Genomic DNA, 23,841 nt, shown 5'->3' with positions numbered 1-23,841 from the left:
TATCGTCCTAAAACGATAAAAGCTCAAAGGCAAATACCTTCGAGCTTTTTATATTTCGTCATCTTTCGATGCTTCATCTAAAACAGCTTCGCTTATCTGCCCCTCCGCCTTTCGGCTTCAGTAGGAAGTAGCACCTTGCCTCTAAGAGCAGGTTGCTAAGGTTTCTTTGGGCCTAATCCCTCCACCTTTCTGGATAAGTAAAAGTCCAACTTTAAAACAACAAATTTGCTGTTGTTTAAGGGACCATATATAGAACTTTGTATACACAAATATGGGGTCTATCTCTCAGATTTCCAAATCCTTTTGAAATTTATTTGTCTCCACAACCATTTTCTGAGCACCTAGCATCTATGCAACTAAATGGGCTAAAATAGTCCTGTTTTAACATATCCTTTTATAATTTTTCATTTCTTCTAAAGGACTTAATTTTATCAGCCCAAAGGCAGGCTTGCCCCCTATTTTTAAAATGATATTTTGAAGCCCTTTTTCATAAAACTGGCCATATGCGCAGCATTTTTTTTCTCATTTTTTTTCATTTTTTTTTCTTTGCCTTGGCCCAAAAACAGGCTTTTGTCTCAGAATACTACATTTATAATGCTTCTCCTCCTGCCGACAGCCTACCTAAGATGAAGTTTTTGCACAGTTGGGGCGATAGCCGCTGGAGCGCCCCTTTTGCGCCGATGGCAGGCGATATTCGATTTGCGGCTCATGATTCTATTATTCTGATTGCAGGCGGTAGTTATCTGACGGCTTGGGACCGAAAAAACGGGCAGCTACTTTGGGAAAGAGGCTTTAGGCACCAAAAAAATTACAGCAACCTGAGCCGCAGCCTACGCATTCTCAAAAATCAGCCTTTGGGAATGGTCTGTAATGACAAAAATGGGGCTTATGTCTTTAATTATTATACTGGCGAGCTGATTGATAGCCTGCCCTTTGCTTCTGATAACCCTGAGGCCCGCATTAGCCCCGATGGCAAATGGCTGGCGATTTATGGCGGACAGTATCAGCTCTCTAAAATTAAAAACCTAAAGACGGGCGAAGTTCGAGAGCTGCCTGGTACCCTAGCCGCTATTGAGTTTCATCCCCAAAAAGAGGAGGCGGTGGTGAGTATTATTCCTAGCCAAAGATTAGATGTCCAACTGGCCAAATTGGAGCTCAACAGCTTGCAATTAGATCCCATCAAAACGGATTTTAATTATCGGCAAACGCAGCGAATTGCTTTTTCTCAGGATGGGGAGCTTTTGGCCCTCGGCTTTTTTCATGGCCGCCTAGAAATTTGGGATTATCTGGACCAAGCCAAGCTCATGGACACAATTGTCGATAGAAGCTGGATTGAAGGCCTAGAGTTTTCCCCCAACGACAAAGAGCTCTTAATTGTGGGCAGTGTCAATATTCTACTTTGGAAGCGCAAAAACCAGAAACTAAAGCCGGTTCCCCTGCCCAAAGATTGCCGCTGCAATGGCTGGGAAGATGGCAGCTGGGACCAAGAAGGCAAGGGCTTTCTCTTGGCCTGCCGCCAATGGCCCCGCCCTGTTTATCTGACAAAAAAAGGAGTGGGCGGCCAACTCAAAGGGGCCGAAACCTTTATGTTTCCTCCCGATTTGCTCAGTTTTTCGCCTGATGGGAAGTATCTGGCAGTGGGCTCGCATTATGGCCCCAATGTCCGAATATTAAAAACGAAACAGCCCAACTGGCGGCAAGATTTACCGCCCAATGATGAGGTATTGAACTATTCTCAACTTCGCTTTTCGCCTGATGGGAACTACCTTTTGGCCCTTCCCTCCGCCTATCAGCATAAGGCGGGCGTGCAGCCACTCTATAGCTTTCCGGACCTAAAATTACAGCCTCAAAAACTCAAAAAACATTATTTAGATGCCTGCTTTACGCCCGATAGTCGAGCAATTTTGGGCATCCATTACCGCAAAAACAATGTCTTTGATTATGTTCTGGAGCTTCGATCTATCCATAATTACCGAGGACCATCAGCGGCAAAATGGGAGCAAAAATTAAAGGAAGAGGGCCAGCCTTTTGTCCCCCTGCTCTGGCAAAGTCATTCGATAAATTTGGCCCATTGGCTAAATGGGCGAGTTAGCAAGCTGCTGCCTGCGCCTGTGGTTCGGGGCTATGACAATAAGAGCACCCTGATGTCGGAGCATTGTTTTGGTGGCTTTACGGCCAAGCAAAATTACTATGCCGGCATTGGCCAAAATGGGCATCTTTATCTCTATGATGGCCAAACTGGGCAACCTAAGGCGGTAGTTCCCTTTCAGGGGCGGGCGGTTTCGCATACGGCCATCAGCCCCGATGGCCGCTATATTGCGGTGGTCAGTTGGGAGGGCCTGATTTCCCTTTATGAGGTCCCTAAACCGTTTAGAGATTAGGTATTTTGGGGCCTCCGCCTCGCTGCGCTCGTCGGCGCTACGTTCGGCAGCTCGCTATTCGCTCGGCCCTGCGCAAAAAACAAGTTTTTGCTTGGTCTGCGGCTTCGCCGCACTGCCTACCATCGCTAGGCCACTCCCTTCGGTCGTTCTGGACCAATAAAGAGGGCCCAAAACCGTGGTTTTGGGCCCTCTTCTGCAGCAAGCAGGGCGCGAAGCGCCCGCAGGCTGAGGGATGGACAGCAGGGCCGCCAAAGGCGGCAGACCGAGGCGCTTGCGCCGAAGGGCCGAGCGAACAGCGAGCTGCGAAACAGCCCGACCCGAGCGAAGCGAGTGGGCAGCCCCAAATCCTTATCCTACAACTGGCGAAGCAACTGCGCTACATCTACTTTCTCGCTGATGATGCGTTCCACCTCATCAATAGATACTCGTTTCTGCTCTAGGGTATCGCGATCGCGAATGGTTACCGTATTATCCTCCAAAGTATCAAAGTCGATGGTCACGCAATAAGGCGTACCGATAGCATCTTGGCGGCGGTAGCGGCGGCCAATGGCATCTTTCTCATCGTACTGGCATTGGAAGCTATATTTTAGGCGGTCAAAGACCTCTCTGGCCTTGCTCGTTAGGGCCTCTTTGTTCTTGAGCAAAGGCAAGATTGCGCATTTGACGGGGGCCAAAGCGGGGTGCAGCTTCATGACCGTGCGGCTAGATTCTTGGCCATCGGCATCGGGTACAATATCCTCTTGGAGCGCATCGCTGAGGACCGCCAAGAACATCCGATCGCAGCCCACAGAAGTCTCGACCACATAAGGCACGTAGCTCTCCTTGAGTTCGGGATCAAAATATTGCAACTTCTTGCCAGAGAGCTCTTGGTGGGCCTTGAGGTCAAAGTCGGTGCGAGAGTGGATGCCCTCTAGCTCGCGGAAGCCAAAGGCATATTCAAACTCAATATCGGCAGCGGCATTGGCATAATGCGCCAATTTTTCGTGTTTGTGGAAACGGTGCGCATTTTCTCCGCCAATAATAGCTTGATGCCAACGAAGGCGCTTTTCTTTCCAGTACTCATAGGCTTCTAGCTCTTGGCCAGGGCGCACAAAATACTGCATCTCCATTTGTTCAAACTCTCTCATGCGGAAGACAAACTGTCGGGCCACAATCTCGTTGCGGAAAGCCTTACCGATCTGCGCAATACCAAAGGGCAACTTTTGGCGAGAGCTATTGAGCACATTATTGAAATTGACAAAAATACCTTGAGCGGTTTCGGGGCGAAGGTATAAATTATTGTCGCCCAAAGAGCCTCCCCCTTGAGTAGAGAACATCAAGTTAAACTGACGGATATCGGTCCAATTGCCTGTTCCACTAACGGGGCATTTGATCTCTAGCTCCTCAATTAGGCCTTTAAAGCCAGCTAAATCTTCAGCATTGAGGAACACATTCATGCGCTCAATGGCAGAATCAATTTGGCCCTGATATTTTAGGACTCTGGGGTTGGTGGCTCGGAACTCCTGCTCATCAAAGGCATCGCCAAAGCGCTTAGCTGCTTTGCGAATTTCCTTAGCGATTTTACCTTCTAACTTACCCGCATACACCTCCTCGATTAGGTGGTCGGCACGGTAGCGTTTTTTAGAATCCTTATTATCGATCATGGGATCATTAAAGGCATCTACATGGCCAGAAGCCACCCAAGTTTGCGGGTGCATAAAGATAGAAGCATCTAGGCCCACAATATTTTCATGAGCTTGCACCATAGCGCGCCACCAATAATCCTTAATATTTTGGCGGAGTTGGCTACCGTAGGGGCCGTAATCATAGACGGCATTGAGTCCTCCATAAATATCTGAAGAGGGGTAGACAAATCCATATTCTTTACAGTGGGCCACAATTTCCTGCAGGCCAAATTTCTTTACAGTACTCATAAGATGTTTTGTTCTTTGAGGTCATTTTGCCTCAACTTCTTAATTAGTTTCGGGAATAACGGTGGTATTGGGCTGAGGGCGGGGCGCTTGGGGCCGTTTCTCCTTAGCCTTTTCTACTTTTAGCAGACGCATATCGCCCTGAGGCGTAATCCAAATAAACTCTTTTTCTCTTTCAATTTTGACTTCTGGGGCTGGTTTTTTCAGTTTAAAAGCAAATTGGAGATGGTACATAAACTGCACAGCGGGCTCTTGAATTTCTGGGTTCAGGATAATTTCAAAATCATTGTAGGGCATGGGCGCATAGTACTGCGTTTGGGCCTTTTCCTGAAGGTCTACCCGGCTTTTTCCATCTAGTGAAGGGCTAGAAAATGCCTGATAGCTGGCATAGCGTTCGGCGGGATAGACCGCGCCTTCGGCCTCGGCCATACGGCGGCTGGCCAGATCCAGTTCTAGGCCTATTTTTTCTAGCTCGACCATCTCGCGCATCAAATAGGCTAGGGCCTCTTTGCGGAGCTCCTCATAAACGGCGGCGGTATTCTCTACAAAATACTCCACCTTGGCCAAATCATAAATTTCCACTTGGGCCGCAGCCGATACAATGGCCCCTAATTGGGCTGCATTGCGGTAGCTAACATGTACATTTTGCTGCATTTCGAAGCCCTTGGGGACCTCATTATAGGTTTTTGGGCTAAATAGCTTTTTTTCCTCTTCTAGTTCATAGACGGGCACAAAAGAAAGCATATCTAAGTGAATATCTTGCTCAGCGATGCCCAAGGCTTGTAGTTTGCTCTTAAAACTGCGGAAGCGTTCTTGCAGCAGGCGGTCGGTTTCTTCTGCCGTTTTGCCCAACTGCCGAATATTAAAGATGGCCAAATAGCTGCTTGCTTTTTGGTTGGAGAGTGCCCGAACCTCTAGCAGCACCTCATCATGGCTAAAAAAGCTGGCCCTTGGCAGATCGCCCTCTGGTTGTAAGAGAGGCGCTTGATAATTGGAGTTGGACTTAGCCTTATAGTTATAGTTGCCTTTGGAGCGGCGGGCATTGCCTCTTGCCTGGCCAAAAACAAGCCCTTGGCCCAAAAAGAAGTAGGCAAAAAGGAGGAAGAATGAATAACGCATGCTTTTCTATATTTTGGGGCAAAAATACAAGAAAAAATGGGATTCTCGTCTATCCTACTCCTCCTTGCGCCTTCTCTGCAAGGCTTATTTTGCGCTATTTTTTCTCTAATCGCCGCATATTTTGCGGCGATTAGGCCCTTTTTTCGCCGCAAAGCCCAACTAAGCCCCAAAACGGGCCAATTTCTTCCGCAATAGGGCAAAATTCAAGCGGGCCAAAAGCAGGGCCCAAAACAGGCTGCTCAACTGGACCAAGAACAAGGGGCCTAGCGTTAATTTCCGCGCCAAAAGGGCCTTGAAAAAATACAACTGATTGGCCAAAGGCAAAATGGCCTTTCCCCAACTCAAACCGCCAGTACCAAAGGTCAATAGGACAAATAAAAGCAAAACCAAGAGCAACAAAAAAGCGAGGGTCCAGCCGCCCAACTTCTTGATTAAGAGGTACAAATTGAGCCAAAAAAAGGCCGAAATGCCCAAAGAAAGCCCCATCCCCCAAAGCCGAACGCCAGGCAAGAGCTCTCTCAATTGAACAAGCAGAATATCGGCTAGGCCTTCTTGATCTTGGCCCAAGGCCAAAGCAAAGCCTAACAAGGCCAAAGCCATCATCAGCCAGAGATATAGGGTTCCTAGCAACTGCATGCCCGCATAAGTCTGCCCCAAAGGTTGCCGCAATTGCTGCAGGCCTCGCCAAGGTGCGCCAGCAAAAAGCAAAGGGTTAATTTGAGCGAGGCCCAAAAGGAGCAGCAGCAAAAAGCCTAGGGCAAAAAGCAGGGCCAAGCCCTTGCGCAACTGCCGAAAAAGCTGCCGAATTTAGTCCATTTGGTTGCTTTGATTGCGCTCATTTAGCTCAATTGGGCGACTAGCTGTGGGGGGCAAATTGGCCGCAGCCAAATTCTTTTCTACCCAATAGTTTTCATAATCTTTAAGCACTTCCTTAAAGGGGCTCAGGGCCGCTGGCCGGCCCGAACTATAATAATATAGCTGCAATTCTACGGCTTCTCCCCGCAACAAACTACTGTCCATATCTTCGGCTAAAAGGAGGGCCAAATCAATTTGGCCTTTTTTCAGGGCGGCCAAGGCCTCTTTTTGGTCCAAGCTATCAATTAGCGAGAAATTGAGGTGTAGATCTAGCCCCTCTCTTAGCTCGGGGGCGGCGGCGGTGTCGCCCAGCCAAGCAAGTTGATAGACCTCCTCACTTTGGGCGGTTAATTGTTTTTTTGCCTGCTCTGCTAATTGATTCACAAAAATGGGAAAGCCCCAAAAAGGCAGACCAAAAGCCAGTAAAAGCAGGGCATACAGCTTCCAGCGACCCAACAAACTCAGGCCGTAGCTCCATAAAATATATAGCATTAGTCGGGATAATTTTGGCGGTCAAAAATGGCTTGTTCTGGGGGGAGTTTAGACAAAGGCAGCAGCTGGCCTTTTCGCCAAAGCCACTGTTTTTCTGGCCCCAAAAGGGCTTGGCTATCGCTTTGGCTGCTCCAGAGCAGGAGGCCATAATGCTGCTTTTTGGCCAGCTCTAGCAGTTGTAAAATGGGCCAGGCTTCGGCGGGGCTCAACTGGGCAAATGGGCGTTCTAACAAATACCAACTGACCCCTCTTTGCAGGCCCAAAACGATCTGCAGGGCCCATTTTTGAGCCTCGCCCAATTGGCTAATTTTGCTGTTGGGCGACAAGCCCCATTCCTCCAAACGATGTGCCGCCCAAGGGCGCAGCCCTTCTAATCTGGCCCAAAAACGCAAGACCTTCATCACGGTTTTTTCTGGACCAAAATCAAAATCGCTATACAAATGCTGAAAGGCCCATCGTCGGTGCGCCAGGCTCTGGCTGCCCTCCCATAAAATCTCGCCCTGCTGTATTTTTCGGCTGCCCTGCAGCAGCTCAAAAAAGGCCCTTAATTCGGGAGCTTGAGCATTGCCCAGCAATAAATATTGAGCTTTTGGCCAAGCGAGTTGGTCAATCTTCAATCGAGGGCCCTTGGGCCCCAATCTATGGTCTAGCGCTTTAATTTCTAGCATATCTGCTTTTATTTTTTGGTTCTGGGGCCCCCGCAGCTATGCTGCGGCGCTATGCTTCGCCGCTCGCAGGTCTGCTCGGCCCTGCAGCCGCCTTTGGCGGCTTTGGTCTGGCCCTTTGGGCCACGGCTGCGCAGCGCTGGGCCGCTCATCCTTTATTTTTACTTTGAGCATTTTGTTTTCAGCCCTTTGGTCCAACTGCGTCTAGAGGCGGCGCAGCCGCCGGCTTAGGGATGGATAGGGGTGGCCCGCAGGGCCAGACCGAGCTTTTTGAGCAAAGCGAAAAAAGCGAAGGGCCGAGCAGGCTTGCGAGCCCCGGCACAGCCCGACCCGAGGCCCGCAGGGCCGAAGGGGAAGCCCCAAAATAATCATCACAAACAGGAAAATAGTTAGTATTTTGCGAATCGAATTGATTCTTAGTATAAAAAATAACGAAATGCGTTCCCCTTTAGCCATTATTCTGGCCATTTTGGGCCTTGGCGGCCTTGCTGCGGCAGCCTATTTTATGGACCTACCCGCCTACTTTGTACAAAACAAAGAAGTGATTAGCACGCCAGATAGCAGCGGCATAGATAGTCTGCCCACCCCCCTTTTTCCAGACCCCAACCGCATTGATTTTGTGGATGAAGAGGGCGATAGCTTCTCGATTGAACTGGTCAATCCCACCTATTTGAGCAATGAGCGGCGGAATTATTATGGCGATAGTTTGCCAGACAAACTAGACATCATTTGGCAACTTACCTTAGGTTCTGGAAAAACCCAGGTGGGGCGCACCATTAAGAACTGGAGTGGTGCGGGTTGGACCGGCCAGCCCTTGATTGTGATTGAAAATGGCAAAAAATATATTATTCAGGGCGCCTTTGACCATCGGCTTAAAAAGATCGACTATGAAACGGGGGAAGTCCTTTGGCAATACCGTTTTGATGATGTAGTAAAAGGAACGGGTAGTCTTTGGATCAACCATAATGCAGATTCGCTCAAGGATCGGGTTTTGGTTTTGCAAGGGACCAGAGCGGGCGGCAAGCTCAACGCCCCTATTGTAGACTGTTATCGGGCCATCTCTTATTTTACGGGAGAAGAGCGTTGGCGAGTGAACTCGCCCAGAACCCGTTGTTATAGCCGAGATGTAGATGGTTCGGCCTTAATTATTAACGACACCGCTTATTTGCCCTTAGAAACCAGCATTTTCACCGTTTTCAATCCAGACCCCAAGGCGGCAAAAATGAAAGACGGGCTTTTGCAGCCTGAATTTTATCGTTTTCAGGACACCTTATACCGAGACATTGATGCTAGTGTACATGGGGGCAATGTCGTTTCGGAAGCCTCTCCCGTTCGTTTGAGAGACCATATTTACCTAGCTTCTGGATCGGGTCGAGTTTGGGGCTACAACATGAAAAAGCCGGGCATGGACTGGGAATACTTCATTGGGTCGGACATTGACGGCTCGCCAGTAGTGACCGACGACAGCTGTATTTTAGTTTCTGTAGAGAAGCAATACATCAAAGGGCAGGGCGGGATTCTCAAGCTAGACCCCAGCAAAAAGCCCGAAGAAGCCACCGTTTGGTACATGCCCGTAAAAAACCGTCGGTTTGTGGGTTGGTTAGGCGGAGTGATTGGGACCGCGGCCACCAATGAAGCGACTCGAGTGAAGGGGCATCCGCATATTGGGGCCACCATTGGCATTGACGGCTACACCTACTTCTTTGACCTCAATAAACTCGATACCCAAAAAGTGACCCTTTTTGATGGCGAGCGCAAAGTGGCCACCCCAAAAGTCTATTACAAACATCGGACGGGGCCAGCCATTGCGAGTCCCATTATTATTGGCAATCGGGCGGCGGTGCCCACCTACCAGGGCTTCTACCTCTTTGAGTTTGACAAAGAGATGAACTTCAAGCTACTCGACAAGCAAGAATTTAGTGCCGAAGCGACTCCATTTGTGGACCAGGGGCGTATTTTCATTGCTTCTAGAGACGGCAACCTCTATTGTTTGGGCCGTAGTAATGCGCCCACAAAGCGGGTCAACTCCATTTATGGCAAAACAGAGGTTAATCCGAGAAACGGCAAGCTCAAGCGCTATTGGAAAGGCGAACTACAGCCCTTGGAAGGAACAAAAGAGGGGCAGAAATAAGTTGTTTTTTTGTATTATAGAAGATTGACCATTTTGATGAACTAAAAAAGACAGAATTCTATGTTTCTATTAGCTTTAGCGGGAATTGTTTCTGGCCTTTTGGCGGCCTCTAACTTTGTCATTGAGCGTTTGCCCGATGCCAAAGACATCATTGAGAAACTCAGCCCCTATCAGGCCATGATTGGCTTAGTGTCGCTCATTTTGGCGCTGCTTCAGCTCTTTAACCTTTTTGGCAACAATGTAAATATGGTGCTACTTAGTCGTATTGTAGCCTTAGGCTGTGTAGGTGCAACCGTTGTTGTGGGTTTTCTGCTCAGCTTTCCGATGATCAATAAATTTATTGCCGAACAAGACGAAACGGGCAATGCCAAAGAAAAGGCGGAAATGATGCGTAAAAAGCTATCTCCTTATCAGGTAACGGCGGGTTTAGTAAGTATGGGGACAGCTGCCTACTTATTAGTCACCTCTATCTTCTAATTGTCTTTTTGGCCCATAGCGGGCTGTTGCTCTAGGGCAACAGCCCGCTCAACCTATAGCTATGAAAAAGAAAACACAAAAAGAGCTACTACAAGAACTAGATCGGCTAATGAGGCGACTATCGGAGATTGTAGAGCGGGATTTTGCCAGCCTCAGTCCACAGCAATTTAACTGGAAGCCCAGCCCAAAGAGCTGGAGTATAGGAGAGTGCTTAGATCATCTCAATATTATTTCGGCCTATTATGTAGGGCCATTGGAGCAGCTCCTCAAAAAGGGGCGCAAGGCCAAAAAGCCCAAAGCAGAATACTACAAAGCGGGGATTTTTGGCCGTCGTTTTGTGCAAAGCGTACAACTCAATGAAGACAATCAGTTAGGGTTAAAGATGAAAAGCCCTAAAGCCTATCAGCCTAGCCAAAGCCAATATGTGCCAGCGAGTATTATTCAGCCTTATTTGGCCTATCAGGAGCAGTTTCGCGATTTTCTGGCCGATGCTCAAGCCTTAGACATCAATCGCTATAAGTTGGGCATTGCCATTTTGCCCTTGATTAAGCTTCGTTTGGGGGATATGCTACGTTTTTTGATTTACCATAATGAGCGGCATATTGTACAAGCCCAAAGGGTACAACATCAGGCCGCTTTTCCGCATTAAGGCATTGCCTAAAAAAGGCCAGCTAGATGATCATCTAGCTGGCCTTTTGCTTTTTATTTGGCGCCTTTTTTTCGGGCCATTTCCTCTTCATCTCTAGCCCTTCGGCTATTGTCGTCATACATCTTTTTGGCCTTGAGGGCAGGCTCAAAATTGGGGTCTACCGCAATGGCTTGGCCCAACAACTGATAGGCATCTACATGCTTGCCGGCTGTAGCCAAGGCCTTAGCTCTAAAATAGAGCTCATAGGGGCGGTTTTGGGCTTGCTGCGCCACTTGCACCGCAATTTGGTAGCCCTGAGCGGGCTGTCCCCCATACTTATCAAAAACGGCCCAAATGGATAGCGCCTTATTGACATCCTTTTCCTCTTTAAGGGCCAAATTGGCCAAGTGGAAATAGCCAAAGCTGTACTTGTAATTAAGCGTTGTGGCTCGCTCAAAGTAATAGCGAGCGCTATCGGGCTGCTGAGCATTTAGGTAATAGACCCCAGCCATGCCCAAGCCATTAACGTAATCATTGGCTAGGTTCCGCATGCGGGTCAAGACGTTTTTCATCTCTTCCATCTTCCCCACCTGTGGATAGTATTGAGAAAGGACCAACATGGCACTTTCATTTTTGGGGTCGGCTGCCAAGACTTCCTCCAAAAGGGTAATTCCTTCGGCATAACGCTTTTCTTTAAAGGCTTTTTGGGCCAGTTCGCCCTTTTTGTTTCCATCAGGAGCCTTACTCACTGCCCCCAAAGGAACGCCATCTACCTCTTCTAGATGCACCACCTCTGCAGGGGGCCAAGTTTCCGATTGTAAAAAGCCATGGCTCACAAAACGAGAATAAGAAAGTAGGTAATCATAGCCCGTTTTTACCCGCTCATGATAGCGCACATAGCGCACCTTGACATTGGGGTAATCGCTAAAGTAATGCGCTACAGGCTTAGCGCAGTTGGTGGCCACAATGACCTCCTCCCCTGCTTTTACCTTCGGCTCATTTTCAATCAACCAATCTGAAAGATTGCGCATACAGGTCATCCAGTAGTCGGTTTCATAGTAGCCATAGGCTTCCTCTAAACCACCAAAAAACTCATTAAAATAGACATATTGATAAGGGTGGCTGCGGAACATCCAAGCGGTGGGCAGGGCCAAAAGCCCCACAACTCCAGCTATGGCCGCATAACGAACCGCCGCTGGCTTGATTATCCGAATAATATTGAACCAGCCATAGGCTGCCGCCAAAACCAAAATGGGATAGATAAACAAGAAGTGACGCATGCCATCATACAGAGAAGACTCTTTGTATACCGCATAAGCCACCGGAAAAACGCCGGTAAAAAGGACCAAATTAAAGTAATAGGCCTGCTTTTTCCGAAATACCTTTCTAAAGAATAAGAAGGGCACCAAAGGCAAGCCCAACAGCACCACAATTGGCGAGGAAATCCCCAACCAAGTCGGAATATAATACCAGGGCAACTGATCTGACCAAAGGTGCTTGCCGCCCCAAAGCATCCGAATCCCGGTAGAAAAGTTGGTCATCTCGGAGAGCGACTCTAGGGGGTGGTTCATAATGTCTTCCTGCGCATAGGGCCAATACCAGGTTCCCATCCAATAACCTAGGCCCGATACGCCCAAGAGGATGGCCGCATAGCGAAACAGTTGCCCAATTTTAAATTGAGTGAGGGCCGGACGCAGTTGCGGGCATAAAACAACTCGACTCCCCATAAATAGGCCCAAATAGGGAATCAATAAGATTCCTCCAGAACGCATACTAAAGGTGATCCCCAAACCAAGGGCACTCATCAATAAGGCTCGGCTAGACGGACGAGGCAGTTGTTTGGTTAATATAATCATGTAGTAGATCCCCATCATATAGCCCATCGCAAAGGGAATATCTTTGGGGTTGTTCATGCTATGCCCAAAAAAACGAGGCGAAAGCGTGAGCAAAACTAAGGTCAGTAGGGCCATAGACCAACGACCAGAAAGCACTTTACCCAATCGAGCCGTAAATAAGATGGCCAAAAAGCCAAATAAGGCATTGAGCAAATGCCGAGTGTCATAGGTGTCAAACCAGCCCAGGTATTTGTTGCACCAAGCCGCCAAATAATCAAAAAGACCCCCATAATAATGTAGGTTGCTTTGGTTCATACAAGCCCGATCTTTTCCATCCGACTCAAAGTAGGCCAATACATTATCCCCATAGTTTTTTTGCAAGACTTCATCTCCCGTAATGCCATACTGAAAGCTCAAGCCCGCCATAATGAAGAGGATGAGCAAGGCCGATACCGCATACAAAAAACGATAAATTGTGGGCTCTTTGGCCAAGGCCTTACTGGCCTCGGTCCAAGGGTTGAGAAAGAAGTATTTTACTTTATTTTTGGGCCGAGCCAATAGGCCCGCAAAGGCTTTCTGCGCAATGCGCCCAATACCCCTATCTCGCTGCTCGGCATGCTGCCAACGAATGGGCATTTCTTGAATAGAAATCCCTTCCAATTGGGCCATCAATAAAAGGTCGGTTTGCTGCCCCGAAACCGTAAGCTGCGCCAATTGCTGCCCCAAGGCCTTAGCCATAAAATAAAAAGGCGCCTGACTATCTTGTAGATAGAGGGGCGTCCAAAATTGGAGGTAGCTGTTGTGGAGTTGGCTCAATAGTAAACCATCTTTGGCCTGCAGTTTTTTAGAGTCCGCATGCTTACGGCTCCCCAGATAGATGGTATTAGCCGCCAAGGCTTCTTCCCGATTATCCATCCAGTCTAAAAGGTTACTCAAGGCAATACCCTGACTCCCATCTGCAAAAAGGAGGTCTTCTCCCTGCGCCTGCGCTACGGCCCGAGCAAATATAGCCGAGGGCGCTACTTTATCGGCCAAATAACGAACGTTTTCGCCCTCTTCTTCGGCCCATTTAGCCCATTCTGAAGCAGCCGCCTCATCGCCTAAGCTATTAAATAACAAGAGCTCTGGCGTAGTAGGCCAAGCTTTCTTAAAGGCCTGCCAGTCTTTTTTAAACTGCCCCAACTTACTGCCCGCAAGCAAGGGATAAACGACCGTCAATTGGCCCTTATAGTTAATCTTATAAGTTTTAAAGTTTGTGGGGGAAGGGCTCGCTTTTCTGTTCTTCTTTGCCATAGTTGTTGTTATCTGAAATAGCCTATAGCCTCATTTCGATCTATTTACCCAGAGGCCAATGGTCTTTCCATAAGTTAAGACTTAGAAAATGTAATATTACTGTTTTTCTTTCAATTTTCAGCATTCTCCAAAGTCCTTAAGTCCTTAGTTTCGCCGCTTTGTTCTCCCCAAAAGGCTTTATTTCTGTTTTTTATTTGGGGCTGCCCCTGCGGCCTGCAGCCTTGGGTCGGGCTGTGTCAGGGCTCGCAGGTCTGCTCGGCCCTGCAGTTTTTTTCGCTTCGCTTCAAAAAACTTGGGTCTGGCCCTTTGGGCCACCCTTTTCCATCCCTCAGCCGAGGCGCTGCGCGCCTTTGCGGCGGCTTTGCCGCCTGTAGGACCTATTGGGCCAAATCTACTAGTTCTGCAAAGAAGGGGGCCAAATCTATGGCTGCTTTTTGGGGCCAATTCGGAAGCTTTTGTTCTTTTTGGGCCCAAGCTCGGCCCAAATCCAATTGCCCCTGAGCCTGCTGCTGCGCTCGGCCTTGCTGCCCTAGTTTTTGGGCCAGATATTCTTGTTCTGTTTGGCCCGGGGTGGGACAAAGCAGCATAGCTCCCGCCTTTAGCTGGGCCAAATCCATCAAACTGCTATAGCCTCCCCTCAAAATGAGTAGCTGGGCCGAAAGCAAATAGCTAGCTAGCTCTCGGCCGCCTGCATAAGGCAAAATATGGGGATAGTCTCCGCTCAGTTGCGCCCCCTCCTCCCCTATTTTCCCTCTAATGATTAGGCTTTTTTGGGGCAATTGGGCCAACTTTTGCCGCAACTCATTTTCTAAATACTGCCGCTGTGGCTCTGGTCCAGATAAAAGCGCAACGATCTCATAATCTTGCTGTTGTATATTTACGGTGGGCAATCTAGACAGAGGACCAATATAACGAATATTGGACCAAGGCAGGCCCTGCCCCAACTCCCCCGATAGGTTCCCCTCGCCCTCATAATCGGGTAGCCAAATGAGCCGATGCTTTTGTAGCAAATAGCGGTTAATTGGCTGAAAAAGGGCCTTTTGCCAACTATAGGGAAAGGCAATCCGCAGCTGATGGCCCAAAAAGGCACTAGGCAAACTAGCCGAATAACATCCGTAGCGATTATCATTGAGCAAGAGCGAGATCTGATATTTATTTACTAACTTCGGCAAGAGGGCTTGCTCCTTGGCCATAGCACGGAGAATCTGCGGCAGTTGTAGGGCCATGTTCCAACTCATATTTTGGCTGGGATACCGTATATTGTAGGCTGGCAACGCTATATGTGGCAAATTGGGAAACTGCGCTTGCCAAAGGGCCAAAGCCTCTCCTTCAGCGGCCAAATAAGGCTGCAAACCAAAAGCTATGGCCTTCTGAATGAGCGGAATGCTGCGGCTGGCATGGCCCAAGCCCCAATTTAATGCCGTAAATAGAATACGTTTTCGCTTTGGCATGGCGTTTATGGTTTAGCTATGGAGGCGGCTTTGCCGCCTTGGCCCGCAGGGCCAAAATGGCCTAGCGCTGCGCAAGGGTGGCCCAGAGGGCCAGACCCAGCGGGCGAAGCCCGCGCAGGGCCGAGCGAATAGCGAGCCCTGAAGCCTAGCGCCCCGAGCCCTTGAGGGCGAGGGGAGGCCCCAAAAAAAAAGGAATCATTTAGCTTGCGAATAAAACAGAAAAATATGAAAAAGCACAAAAAGCTTCTCTTCGTTTTTGCCCTCAGCCTCAGTCTGATGGCCTTATTGTCTAGTTGCCGAGCCAATCGTTGCGGCGGCTGCCCCACTTGGTCCATTTCTGCCAACTCTTAAAATATACTTCTTATGAAATCAGTGATTGTAGTTTTTGTTCTCAGTCTTTTTTTGCTCAGTTTAGGCAGCAGCTGCGTCTCCAAGCGCCAAGGTTGCCCCACTTTTAATAAAATCCAACTTCCCTAATGGCCAAAGTATTGCTTACGGGGGCAACGGGCTACATTGGGAGCCATTGCCTTTTGGAGCTCGCTCAGGCGGGCTATGAATTTATCAGTTTAGACAGTCATATTCGTTCATCGCCTGAAATTTTGGGCCGTTTGGAAGACATCACGGGCCAGACGATTCGGCATTATGCAGTAGATTTGTGTGATGCGGAGGGGCTGGCCCAAGTTTTTTTGGCCGAGCCAGAAATTACTGCGGTCATTCATTTTGCGGCTTTAAAGAGTGTGCCGGAGTCGGTTGCTCAGCCTTTGCGCTACTATCAAAACAACCTGATGGGCCTTTGTCAGTTGTTGGAGCAAATGCAAAAGCATGGGGTCAAGCAGCTTATTTTTTCCTCCTCTTGCTCGGTTTATGGCAATGTGGAGCAACTGCCCGTGGATGAGCAAACGCCCATTGGGCGGGCCGAGAGTCCTTATGCTCGCAGCAAACAGATGTCGGAAGAAATCATTCGAGATTTTTTGCAGGCTTATCCAGAGCAGCAAGCCATTTTGTTGCGTTATTTTAATCCTGCGGGAGCGCATCCCTCGGGGCTATTGGGCGAATTTCCGCAAAAGCAGTCCTATAATTTAGTGCCCATTTTGATGGAGGTGGCCATGGGTTGGCGAGAAGAATTTCAGGTTTTTGGCCAAGATTACGCCACTAGAGACGGCAGCTGCATCCGTGATTATATACATATTATGGATCTGGCCAAGGCCCACCGTTTGGCCCTGAGCTATCTGCAAGATGGCCGCAATGAAGAGCGCCTGGAAGTCTTTAATATTGGGATTGGCGAGGGCGTCACGGTCCTAGAGGCCATTCGGGCCACGGAGGCCGCTACCCAACAGCCTCTAAACTATCGTTTGGCTCCTGCTCGAGCGGGCGATGTGGCCGCCATTTATGCCAACTATCAAAAGGCCAAAGATCGTTTGGGCTGGATCCCCAGTTATGATATTGGGGACATCATGCAGTCGGCCTGGCGCTGGCAGCAGGTTTTGGCCGCAATCAAGGAAAAAAATGAAGTTCATTAAACTACTTTATGCGGTTCTACTTTTAGCCAGCGCGCCCCTATCGGCCCAACTATCTGATAGCTTGGGCTTTTTGCGCTTGGAGCAGCTTTTATACCAGCGCTTAGAACAGAATAGTTTTAGCTTAGAAGAGCAGCAGCTTTGGGACAGCCTTTGCGCCTGCCATTTTGCAGCTGGAGACAGCCTATTTATGGCCAATTTGCATCCGCAGGCCGATCAAATCATTCGCCTGTCTCCAGAGGCCCAGGCCCAATTGGGCAGTTTGGGCTGGCCCATCAGCCCTGGCCCAGCCTTGGGCAGTAGCTTTTTGCAAGGAGCGCAAAGGAATGTTGGCCAAGTCCAACTAGACGAAAAAGCTCAGTTAGGGCGGCGCTATCGGCTGCTTCATTTTAGTAGTTTTTACCATTATCAGGGCCCAAATCCAGATATCCACCAGTTTAAGCACTGTAGTTTTAAGCTCTATGCGGGCAAAAAGGGCCCTTTGCGCCGTTTCTGGAAGGCGGCCAAAGCGAGGCGAGAAGATTGGGAAAATCTGGTTTTGCAGGTCTATGAAAACGGAGTGGTGGTCATTAGCAACAGCCATCATTATATTGGCAATAGCAGCTGGATGAGCCGAGACAATTTGTTTTTAGTTCCGCTTTTTTAGGGGCTGCCCACTCGCTTCGCTCGGGTCGGGCCATTGCGCAGCTCGCAGGTCTGCTCGGCCCTGCAGCGCTTTCAGCGCTTTGGTCTGCCGCCTGCGGCGGCCCTGCTACAGCCCCTCAGCCAGATTTAATCGCGCTGCTTTGGCCATGGTTTGCTATGAATTTTCTGTTAGGCCAGCTATTTTTTAAGGGCATAGCCTTCGCTATGGCCGAGAAAAATAGGACCGACTAGCGGGAAATTGCTGCAAACTATAAAAGGAAGTGCGTTTAAATTTGGCTATTGCCTGCGGCCCTTTGGGCCTGTAGGACGCAAAAAGGCCCAAAGATTAAGTAATTAGGGAATTTTATCCCTAAAAAAAACGTATTTTGCTAGTGTTTCAACGCTAAGTTGCTTTTTATTCCCAAAACCCCATACGGTCTATGAAAAAACTATCTTTACTACAAAAAATCTTTAGCCTTATCGGTTTCATTGGCATTTTGATGTTGGTGCCTGGGCTATTTTATGCTGCAGGCTGGGAGGGCCCCGTCAATTTTCTGGAAAACATTGCTCCTTGGGGCGACCGCTCTCTTATGACAGTTATTGCCTTTATCCTGATGGGCCTGATGTTCCTTTTTGGGGGCGGGCATAATGTGAGTGCCACCTTTGTGGGCTACCTCATTGGCTTCTTTTTAATTTCTACGGCTGTAGAAATTAGTTTTATGGGCTGGTTTAGGAATTGGGCCGCGGGGATTGGCTTTTTGTCGGTGCCGCAATTAAATTATATAGTGGGCATCATTACGGTCAGTAGTGGCATTTTGATGAGTTTCAACCATAGGATTCCCCTTTTTGCAGAGCTAGCGGCCTTGGTCATCTTGCCCATTGGTTTTTTAGTGACCACAGACCAAATGAATTGGTTGCGTTTAGAGAATCAGGACTTTGAGATTTCTGTGGATGCGGGTATGCAGAAATTAGGAAAAATGATTGATAAGAAGTACCTCAAATTACCTTCGGTTAAGCAGTATCTACAAAAAGTAGAGGAAGATGAAAGCTTAGAAGAGGGAGAAAAAGAGGCCAAAATTAAAGAATTGCAGGAGCGCATTTCTCGGATGGAGGAAGACCAGCAGACCATAGAAGAGCTCAAGAAGCAAAATGAAGAATATGCCAAGCAGATGGCTCAACAGCGGCAAAACCTCAAGGATTTTAGTTGGTGTGCCAGCTCTAAAGAGTCAAGCAAGATGGTGAAACGCATTGCGGAGGCGGTCGTACCTGGGCAGCCTTGTGTGCGGGACTTTGCGGTCTCTTTGGTCAAGGCAGAATCTGGACCGTATTATGATTATCAGCGGGGATTGCCAGGCCGCAACGGAATTAAGCAGATTTGTGCCTTGCATATGCACCTCAGTTCTCATTGGAGCTATGTCAATGACCCCACGGTCCTAAGAGATGACTTCTACTCCCCTGCCGATCGGACCATTGCGGTAGATTTGGCTGGCGATTGTGATGATTTTGCAGCCCTAACGGCCTCTTGTATAGAATCTATTGGTGGCGTATCGAGAATTATGGTGGGCCGCTGTAGTGGCGGGGGCCATGCTTGGGCCGAGGTTCTTATTGGTAGCCAAAGTGATTGGGACCGGGCAGTAAAGGCTATTCGTAGTTATTACAACAAGCCTAATATGACCATCAATGGCTTAAAGGATGCCCAAGGGCTGCATTGGCTTTGCTTAGATTGGAAAATGGGCCAATATTCTTGTAATGATTCTGGTACCCAGTGTTGGTACACCTCTAAAGAGCAAAAAACAAAGAAATATTAGTTCTTGAGCTAGAGAAAAGGGGCGGTCGCTAGTAGCGACCGCCCCTTTGGTTTTTGGGCCTTCATCCAAGGAAGCATTTAGCAGCATTTTCGGTCCTACAGGCCCCGAAGGGGCCGCAGGCTGAGGGATGGAAAGTGGGGCGGCGAAGCCGCAGACCCAGGGGCTGAAGCGAAGCGAAAGCCCCGCAGGGCCGAGCAAACCTGCGAGCCACGACACAGCCCGACCCGCCCGATAATTCATGAGGGTTTCAACCCTCATTTTGTGTAGCTTCGCAAAGCGATACCGCTTTGCGCTGGGTTTTAAGCTAGCGGAAGGGGCAGCCCCAAAAACAATTAGTCCTTAGTATAATTATTGGCCAACTCCAGCAAGCGATCACGGATCAATTCATAGCGGTTCCAGATCAGGAAGTGGTTCATTTTGTCTTGATAGAGGCTATCTACAGCGGCCTTAGTTAGGGCTTTTTCTGCGAAATAAGAGTTTTCTATAGGGACAATCTTATCGTTTCGGCCATGGACCAAAACCGTTTCATTTTCTAGATTTTCCCAAAGCGGCAACATCTCTTCTAGCTCCTTGGCATGGGCCAATTTCTCTTTATTGGCCACCTTTAACGAGCGGGGCAAAGGCCAATTAAAAATGGTATAGCGCATAGGGTAATTGAACCAGAACACCTTCTCGTGCTCGGGGTCTAGGGCCGAGGCCAAAAGGTAGAGTGGCCCCGTCTGCTCGGGATAATCCATGGCCAGACGAACAGCCACCGGCCCACCATAAGAATGGCCCACCAAAATAGGCGGTTTTTTGTATTGATTGAGGGCCAAAACGGGCGCCAGATAGCGGGCCTGCTCGGCAATAGAGGGTAGCGCTTTGCCAAAATTAGAGTAGCCATAGCCAGGGCGATCTACAGCCAAAAGATGATAATTTTGGTACAAACTGCTATCCTGCAAATACTTCATATAGTCCTGAGAAGAGCCCGGCGCACCATGAATAAAAACAATGGTCGGGGCATCTTCTGGCCCTAATTCCAGATAGCGAATGGTTCGGCCATCCAATTCATAGCGGCCAATTTTGGGCTTGATGGGCAACTTTTTAAACTTCTTTTGAACCTTTTTGTCCGACATTCTAAATTGCATACAGGCATCTGAAATAAAGCTCAAGCCCAGAAAAAGGCTAAATAAAAGACCGATTTTACGCCATTTTTTCCATCGCATCATAATCGCATTAGTTGTAGTGGGGAAATCTAAACTCTTTACGGAAAAAGAGGCCTAACGGTCGATTTAGCTAGTCAGTTTTTGGAAAACCTGCTCAATGCTGGAACGTTCGGGCACCAATTCGAGGAGGCTCAACTTTTGGTCTACGGCAAAACGGAAAAGCGCTTCTCGTAAATCGTTTTTTTGGCTAGAGCTAAGCAAAAATGCCCCTCCGCCAAGGGGTTCTACTTGGCCCAATTGCTCTAGTTGTTGGCGGCTCACTTTTTCTTTGAAAAGCACTTTTACTCTTTGTTCTTGGCCCAATTTCGTCTGCAAATTGCTAATGCGGTCATCGGCCACCAATTTACCGCGGTTCAGGATGAGGACCCGATCGCAAAGGGCCTCAATTTCTTGCATAATATGAGAAGAAAATAAAACGGTTTTCTCCTCCCCGAGTTGGCGCACTAGCGCCCGAATTTCCACCAATTGGTTGGGGTCCAAACCCGAGGTCGGCTCATCTAAAATCAGCACTTCGGGATCATGCAAAAGGGCTTGCGCTAGGCCCACCCTTTGGCGATATCCACCCGATAAACTCCCGATCAATTTATGCGCTTCTCGGCTCAGGCCCGTTTGCTCAATCATCTGATCTACCCGCGCTTTTTTGCGGTCCAAACGGTGCAAACCCGCAATAAAAAGCAGATATTCTCGCACATACATATCCAAATAAAGGGGATTATCTTGGGGCAGATAGCCCACTCTTTTGCGCAGTTCATCCCCCTCTTTTTCGATATCAAAACCAGCCACAAATGCCCGTCCAGAAGTAGGTGGAATAAAGGTGGTTAGCATTTTCATCGTGCTGCTTTTTCCGGCGCCATTGGGCCCCAAAAAGCCGAGAATTTCGCCTTTTTTTAGTTCAAAACTCAGGTTATCCACGGCGGTTTGCTCGCCATATACTTTGCTCAGATTTTCTACAACTATTGACATGCTATTTCTTTTTATTTTTTTGGGGCCTCCGCAGCAAAGCTGCGGCGCTACGTTGCGGGGCTCGCAGGTCTGCTCGGCCCTTCGCTTTTTTTCGCTTTGCTCAAAAAAGCTTGGTCTGGCCTTCGGCCACCCCTCCACATCGCTAGGCCAAGGAGGCTTGGCCTTATTCCCTGCCTCGATATTGGCCCAAGCCATAGGCTGCCAGGAGCAGGCCCAGAAAAAGGGCTAATCCCCATAGATAGGGGGCAAAATTTGCGGCTTTCCAGTCTTTGGACAAGCTGCGTTCTTTTCGTTTTTTGCTGTATATGGGATTTTCTTGGCCGGGGCTACCTGCATTGCGCTCCTTTTTCCAGTTGAGGGCAAAGTTGCTTCTTTGCAGATAGGGATGCCTTAGGGCCAAGGACAAAAATAAAGAATCTTTTGACTTTCCCAGCTTGTAGCTTAGGCTATCTACCAACTCATTTTGGGCATAGAGCAGAAGCTGATCGCTTTTGGCGCCTAGGCCAAAATTAAGGCCGCTCCAAAGCTGGCCCGAGAAATCTGGAAAGCGCTTTTTGAAGCCTAGGCTATCTCGACAAAGGACCAAATAGGCCCCAGCGGGCAATTTGCCCGCTGCAAACTGGTAGTGATGGCCCTTTTCATCTTCTAGGGCATATTTTTCTAGCTGCAGTGCTTGGGCGCTGGCATTAAAAAACTCAATCCAATCGCCCGCAAGAGTATCTCGGCAGCTAAACTCATTAATAATCAAGTCTCGTTTTGGGGCTAGCTCAAAAACGGCGGTAATATAAAGGCTATCTCTAGCTTGGGGAGGCAATGCTAGACTTTGGCCCTCATAGCGTTGGCCGTTAATGATCCAATGCGAGAACCTTTGGTCCAGATAGGGCTGCGCCTTTAGGCGCAGCCCCAAACCCTGAAAATAGAGGCCCTGGGCTAGGCCTTCTGTATTATATAAATCATTGACACGGACAAAGCCATCTCCTTGGGTTTGCAGAACAAGGCTTTGTTGGGGACCAAATTCTGGGAAAAACTCGGCTAAGAATTGGGCCATATAGCTGGGGCGTTTGTGGGCAAACTCGGCCATCTCCTGCATGCGGTTGGTCCAGAGGCTGTGGTGCAATTGCCAGCGCAACTGGTGGCGCCAAAGTTCTGGACGGAGAACTTGGCCCATACTATCTAGGCGGTTGCAGAGGCGTTCTGCTTGAAAATGGCCATTAATTCGGTCGCAAAAGCGTTGTAAAAACGCTTGGCGAAAACCTTGGTTTTTGAGCAATTGGCGGAGCAAAAACGTGGACCAGGGCGGATTGGGCCAGCGGGGGCCATTAGCTTCCGTATGAAATTTCAGGCTATTAAAATCGTAGCCGCCTTTACTATAAAAGCCAAAGCCATAATCGGTATCATAGAGCAGCCATTGCCAGCGGCCATTGGCTGTTTTTGGTCGCCAAAACTTAATATTTCCGCCAGCGTCCTGATTATCGGCATAGATTTGCATAATTTGATAATCCATAAAATTTTGGACATCCATCCAGCGGCCAACTTGCGCATAATGTTGGCTATCGGCCAAATTATGTTGCTGCATATACTTGCGCAGGCGCAAATAGTGGGCGGAGCTGCCGGCATTAACATTCACACTATACTCCATAAGGTCCAAACTATCTTTATCTACCCCATAATGTTGTTCGAGATAGCGGGCCGTCAATTTCTCTCGGATATTGAGGATGCCCCAATATTGGCCATTAATATAGACCCTAGCGGGGCGGTAGGCTTGAACGCCCAGGCCCAATTCACGGCCCAATTTGCCAATAAAAGCATCTCGGAGGTGGCTGCCCTTAAAGCCACTGCCTGAATTTCGGAGGACCAGGCGTTTATACTTCTTATAAGGTAAATCTGGAAAAATGGGGTAGCGGATCCATTTGGCCCCATAAGAAGAGCGGGCATAAATGGCTAGAGACTTTTGTTCATAGGCTCGGCTATTGCCGCCAAAAATGCTAAGGCCAACGGGGCCTTGCCAGAGCAGGCCGCTACTATCTATTAATGCCAACTGGGCGGGGACCTCTTTCTTTTGGTAGAAATTGGCGCCTTTATAGGGGAAGATGGGCCAAGCGCGGAGGCCTTTGCTATAAATTCCTTTATTGTCATCCCAGAGGAGTTTGGGTTGGACAAAAAGGCTGACCGTAATTAATTGGCTGGGGGCCTCTTGGACCAAATAGCTGCGATAGCTTAGGCTATCGCCCTTTTGCCAGATGGCAAATTGGGGCCTTTGGAGCAAGGTATCTAATGGTCCTTGGAGGAGTTGGGGCGGAGAAAAAAGTTGAAGGCTTTGGCTATCGGTCAAATGAATGGGCAGCTCTTTGGCATAATAAGCCGAAGGCGGAACTTGGGCGGAGAGCAGATTGGCCCAAAACAGCAGAAAAATCCATAGGCGCATAAGGGAAGCGATTAGCGGATCTAAGATACAGAATATAATCTAGGGGGAGATCTTATTTTGGC

At 48.6% G+C, this 23,841-nt stretch carries 18 protein-coding genes and 1 riboswitch; of the genes, 8 read left to right on the top strand and 10 right to left on the bottom strand.

The window, feature by feature from the left end; genetic code table 11:
- Nucleotides 1-89: 89 nt before the first annotated feature.
- Nucleotides 90-200: riboswitch (SAM riboswitch) on the bottom strand.
- Nucleotides 201-503: 303 nt separating this feature from the next.
- Nucleotides 504-2,381, top strand: coding sequence for a WD40 repeat domain-containing protein (locus OP864_RS08780; protein WP_270097844.1), 1,878 nt, complete (start codon nucleotides 504-506; stop codon nucleotides 2,379-2,381).
- 353 nt (nucleotides 2,382-2,734) lie between these two features.
- Here the strand turns inward: OP864_RS08780 and OP864_RS08775 are convergent, their stop codons facing one another.
- The 5 genes from OP864_RS08775 to OP864_RS08755 form a co-directional block, all read right to left on the bottom strand.
- Complete coding sequence (locus tag OP864_RS08775) at nucleotides 2,735-4,294, bottom strand: glycine--tRNA ligase (protein ID WP_270097843.1); 1,560 nt, start codon at nucleotides 4,292-4,294, stop codon at nucleotides 2,735-2,737.
- 39 nt (nucleotides 4,295-4,333) lie between these two features.
- Nucleotides 4,334-5,410 (bottom strand): SIMPL domain-containing protein, encoded by a 1,077-nt coding sequence (locus OP864_RS08770; protein ID WP_270097842.1) that lies wholly within the window; start codon nucleotides 5,408-5,410, stop codon nucleotides 4,334-4,336.
- A gap of 159 nt (nucleotides 5,411-5,569) precedes the next feature.
- The gene (locus OP864_RS08765; RefSeq protein WP_270097841.1) at nucleotides 5,570-6,196 is read right to left on the bottom strand and encodes a hypothetical protein; all 627 of its coding nucleotides are present in this window, start codon (nucleotides 6,194-6,196) and stop codon (nucleotides 5,570-5,572) included.
- Nucleotides 6,197-6,217: 21 nt separating this feature from the next.
- Nucleotides 6,218-6,757: a hypothetical protein gene (locus OP864_RS08760; RefSeq protein ID WP_270097840.1), complete on the bottom strand. Its 540-nt coding sequence runs from the start codon at nucleotides 6,755-6,757 to the stop codon at nucleotides 6,218-6,220.
- Nucleotides 6,757-7,425 carry an ABC transporter gene (locus OP864_RS08755; protein ID WP_270097839.1) on the bottom strand — a complete coding sequence of 223 codons (669 nt, stop codon included), beginning with the start codon at nucleotides 7,423-7,425 and terminating at the stop codon, nucleotides 6,757-6,759. The genes OP864_RS08760 and OP864_RS08755 overlap by 1 nt, the downstream gene beginning before the upstream one ends.
- Before the next feature lie 433 nt (nucleotides 7,426-7,858).
- Between OP864_RS08755 and OP864_RS08750 the strand changes: the two genes are divergently transcribed.
- The 3 genes from OP864_RS08750 (at nucleotide 7,859) to OP864_RS08740 (ending at nucleotide 10,679) form a co-directional block, all read left to right on the top strand.
- On the top strand, nucleotides 7,859-9,553 hold the full coding sequence (locus OP864_RS08750; protein ID WP_270097838.1) for a PQQ-binding-like beta-propeller repeat protein: 1,695 nt from the start codon (nucleotides 7,859-7,861) through the stop codon (nucleotides 9,551-9,553).
- Between the two features lie 60 nt (nucleotides 9,554-9,613).
- Entirely contained in the window at nucleotides 9,614-10,030 is a 417-nt protein-coding gene (locus OP864_RS08745) for a hypothetical protein (RefSeq protein ID WP_270097837.1), read from the top strand.
- A 61-nt stretch (nucleotides 10,031-10,091) separates the two neighbouring features.
- Nucleotides 10,092-10,679 (top strand): DinB family protein, encoded by a 588-nt coding sequence (locus OP864_RS08740; RefSeq protein ID WP_270097835.1) that lies wholly within the window; start codon nucleotides 10,092-10,094, stop codon nucleotides 10,677-10,679.
- A gap of 53 nt (nucleotides 10,680-10,732) precedes the next feature.
- Here the strand turns inward: OP864_RS08740 and OP864_RS08735 are convergent, their stop codons facing one another.
- Together OP864_RS08735 and OP864_RS08730 are read right to left on the bottom strand one after the other, a co-directional pair.
- Complete coding sequence (locus tag OP864_RS08735) at nucleotides 10,733-13,786, bottom strand: glycosyltransferase family 39 protein (protein ID WP_270097834.1); 3,054 nt, start codon at nucleotides 13,784-13,786, stop codon at nucleotides 10,733-10,735.
- Nucleotides 13,787-14,163: 377 nt separating this feature from the next.
- The gene (locus tag OP864_RS08730; RefSeq protein WP_270097833.1) at nucleotides 14,164-15,237 is read right to left on the bottom strand and encodes a glycosyl transferase family 28; all 1,074 of its coding nucleotides are present in this window, start codon (nucleotides 15,235-15,237) and stop codon (nucleotides 14,164-14,166) included.
- A 225-nt stretch (nucleotides 15,238-15,462) separates the two neighbouring features.
- On the opposite strand from OP864_RS08730, the gene OP864_RS08725 reads away from it, so the two are divergent.
- The 4 genes from OP864_RS08725 to OP864_RS08710 all read left to right on the top strand — a co-directional run bounded on the left by OP864_RS08725 (nucleotide 15,463) and on the right by OP864_RS08710 (nucleotide 19,186).
- A complete protein-coding gene (locus OP864_RS08725) occupies nucleotides 15,463-15,588 on the top strand; it encodes a hypothetical protein (protein WP_270097832.1) in 126 nt (41 codons plus the stop codon).
- Nucleotides 15,589-15,713: 125 nt separating this feature from the next.
- The gene (gene galE / locus OP864_RS08720; protein WP_270097831.1) at nucleotides 15,714-16,757 is read left to right on the top strand and encodes a UDP-glucose 4-epimerase GalE; all 1,044 of its coding nucleotides are present in this window, start codon (nucleotides 15,714-15,716) and stop codon (nucleotides 16,755-16,757) included.
- Nucleotides 16,744-17,400, top strand: a complete 657-nt coding sequence (locus OP864_RS08715; RefSeq protein WP_270097830.1) for a hypothetical protein — start codon at nucleotides 16,744-16,746, stop codon at nucleotides 17,398-17,400. Before galE ends, OP864_RS08715 begins: the two co-directional genes overlap by 14 nt.
- 418 nt (nucleotides 17,401-17,818) lie before the next feature.
- Entirely contained in the window at nucleotides 17,819-19,186 is a 1,368-nt protein-coding gene (locus OP864_RS08710) for a transglutaminase domain-containing protein (protein WP_270097829.1), read from the top strand.
- Nucleotides 19,187-19,518: 332 nt separating this feature from the next.
- On the opposite strand, the gene OP864_RS08705 is transcribed toward OP864_RS08710, so the two are convergent.
- The 3 genes from OP864_RS08705 to OP864_RS08695 all read right to left on the bottom strand — a co-directional run bounded on the left by OP864_RS08705 (nucleotide 19,519) and on the right by OP864_RS08695 (nucleotide 23,779).
- Nucleotides 19,519-20,394 carry an alpha/beta fold hydrolase gene (locus OP864_RS08705; protein ID WP_270097828.1) on the bottom strand — a complete coding sequence of 292 codons (876 nt, stop codon included), beginning with the start codon at nucleotides 20,392-20,394 and terminating at the stop codon, nucleotides 19,519-19,521.
- A 63-nt stretch (nucleotides 20,395-20,457) separates the two neighbouring features.
- A complete protein-coding gene (locus OP864_RS08700) occupies nucleotides 20,458-21,354 on the bottom strand; it encodes an ATP-binding cassette domain-containing protein (protein ID WP_270097827.1) in 897 nt (298 codons plus the stop codon).
- A 163-nt stretch (nucleotides 21,355-21,517) separates the two neighbouring features.
- The gene (locus OP864_RS08695; RefSeq protein WP_270097826.1) at nucleotides 21,518-23,779 is read right to left on the bottom strand and encodes a CotH kinase family protein; all 2,262 of its coding nucleotides are present in this window, start codon (nucleotides 23,777-23,779) and stop codon (nucleotides 21,518-21,520) included.
- Nucleotides 23,780-23,841 lie beyond the last annotated feature (62 nt).

This window comes from Saprospira grandis (assembly GCF_027594745.1).
GTDB lineage: Bacteria > Bacteroidota > Bacteroidia > Chitinophagales > Saprospiraceae > Saprospira > Saprospira grandis.
Note: the sequence above shows the minus strand (reverse complement) of the source record. Positions and strands in the feature narration are given on the sequence as shown.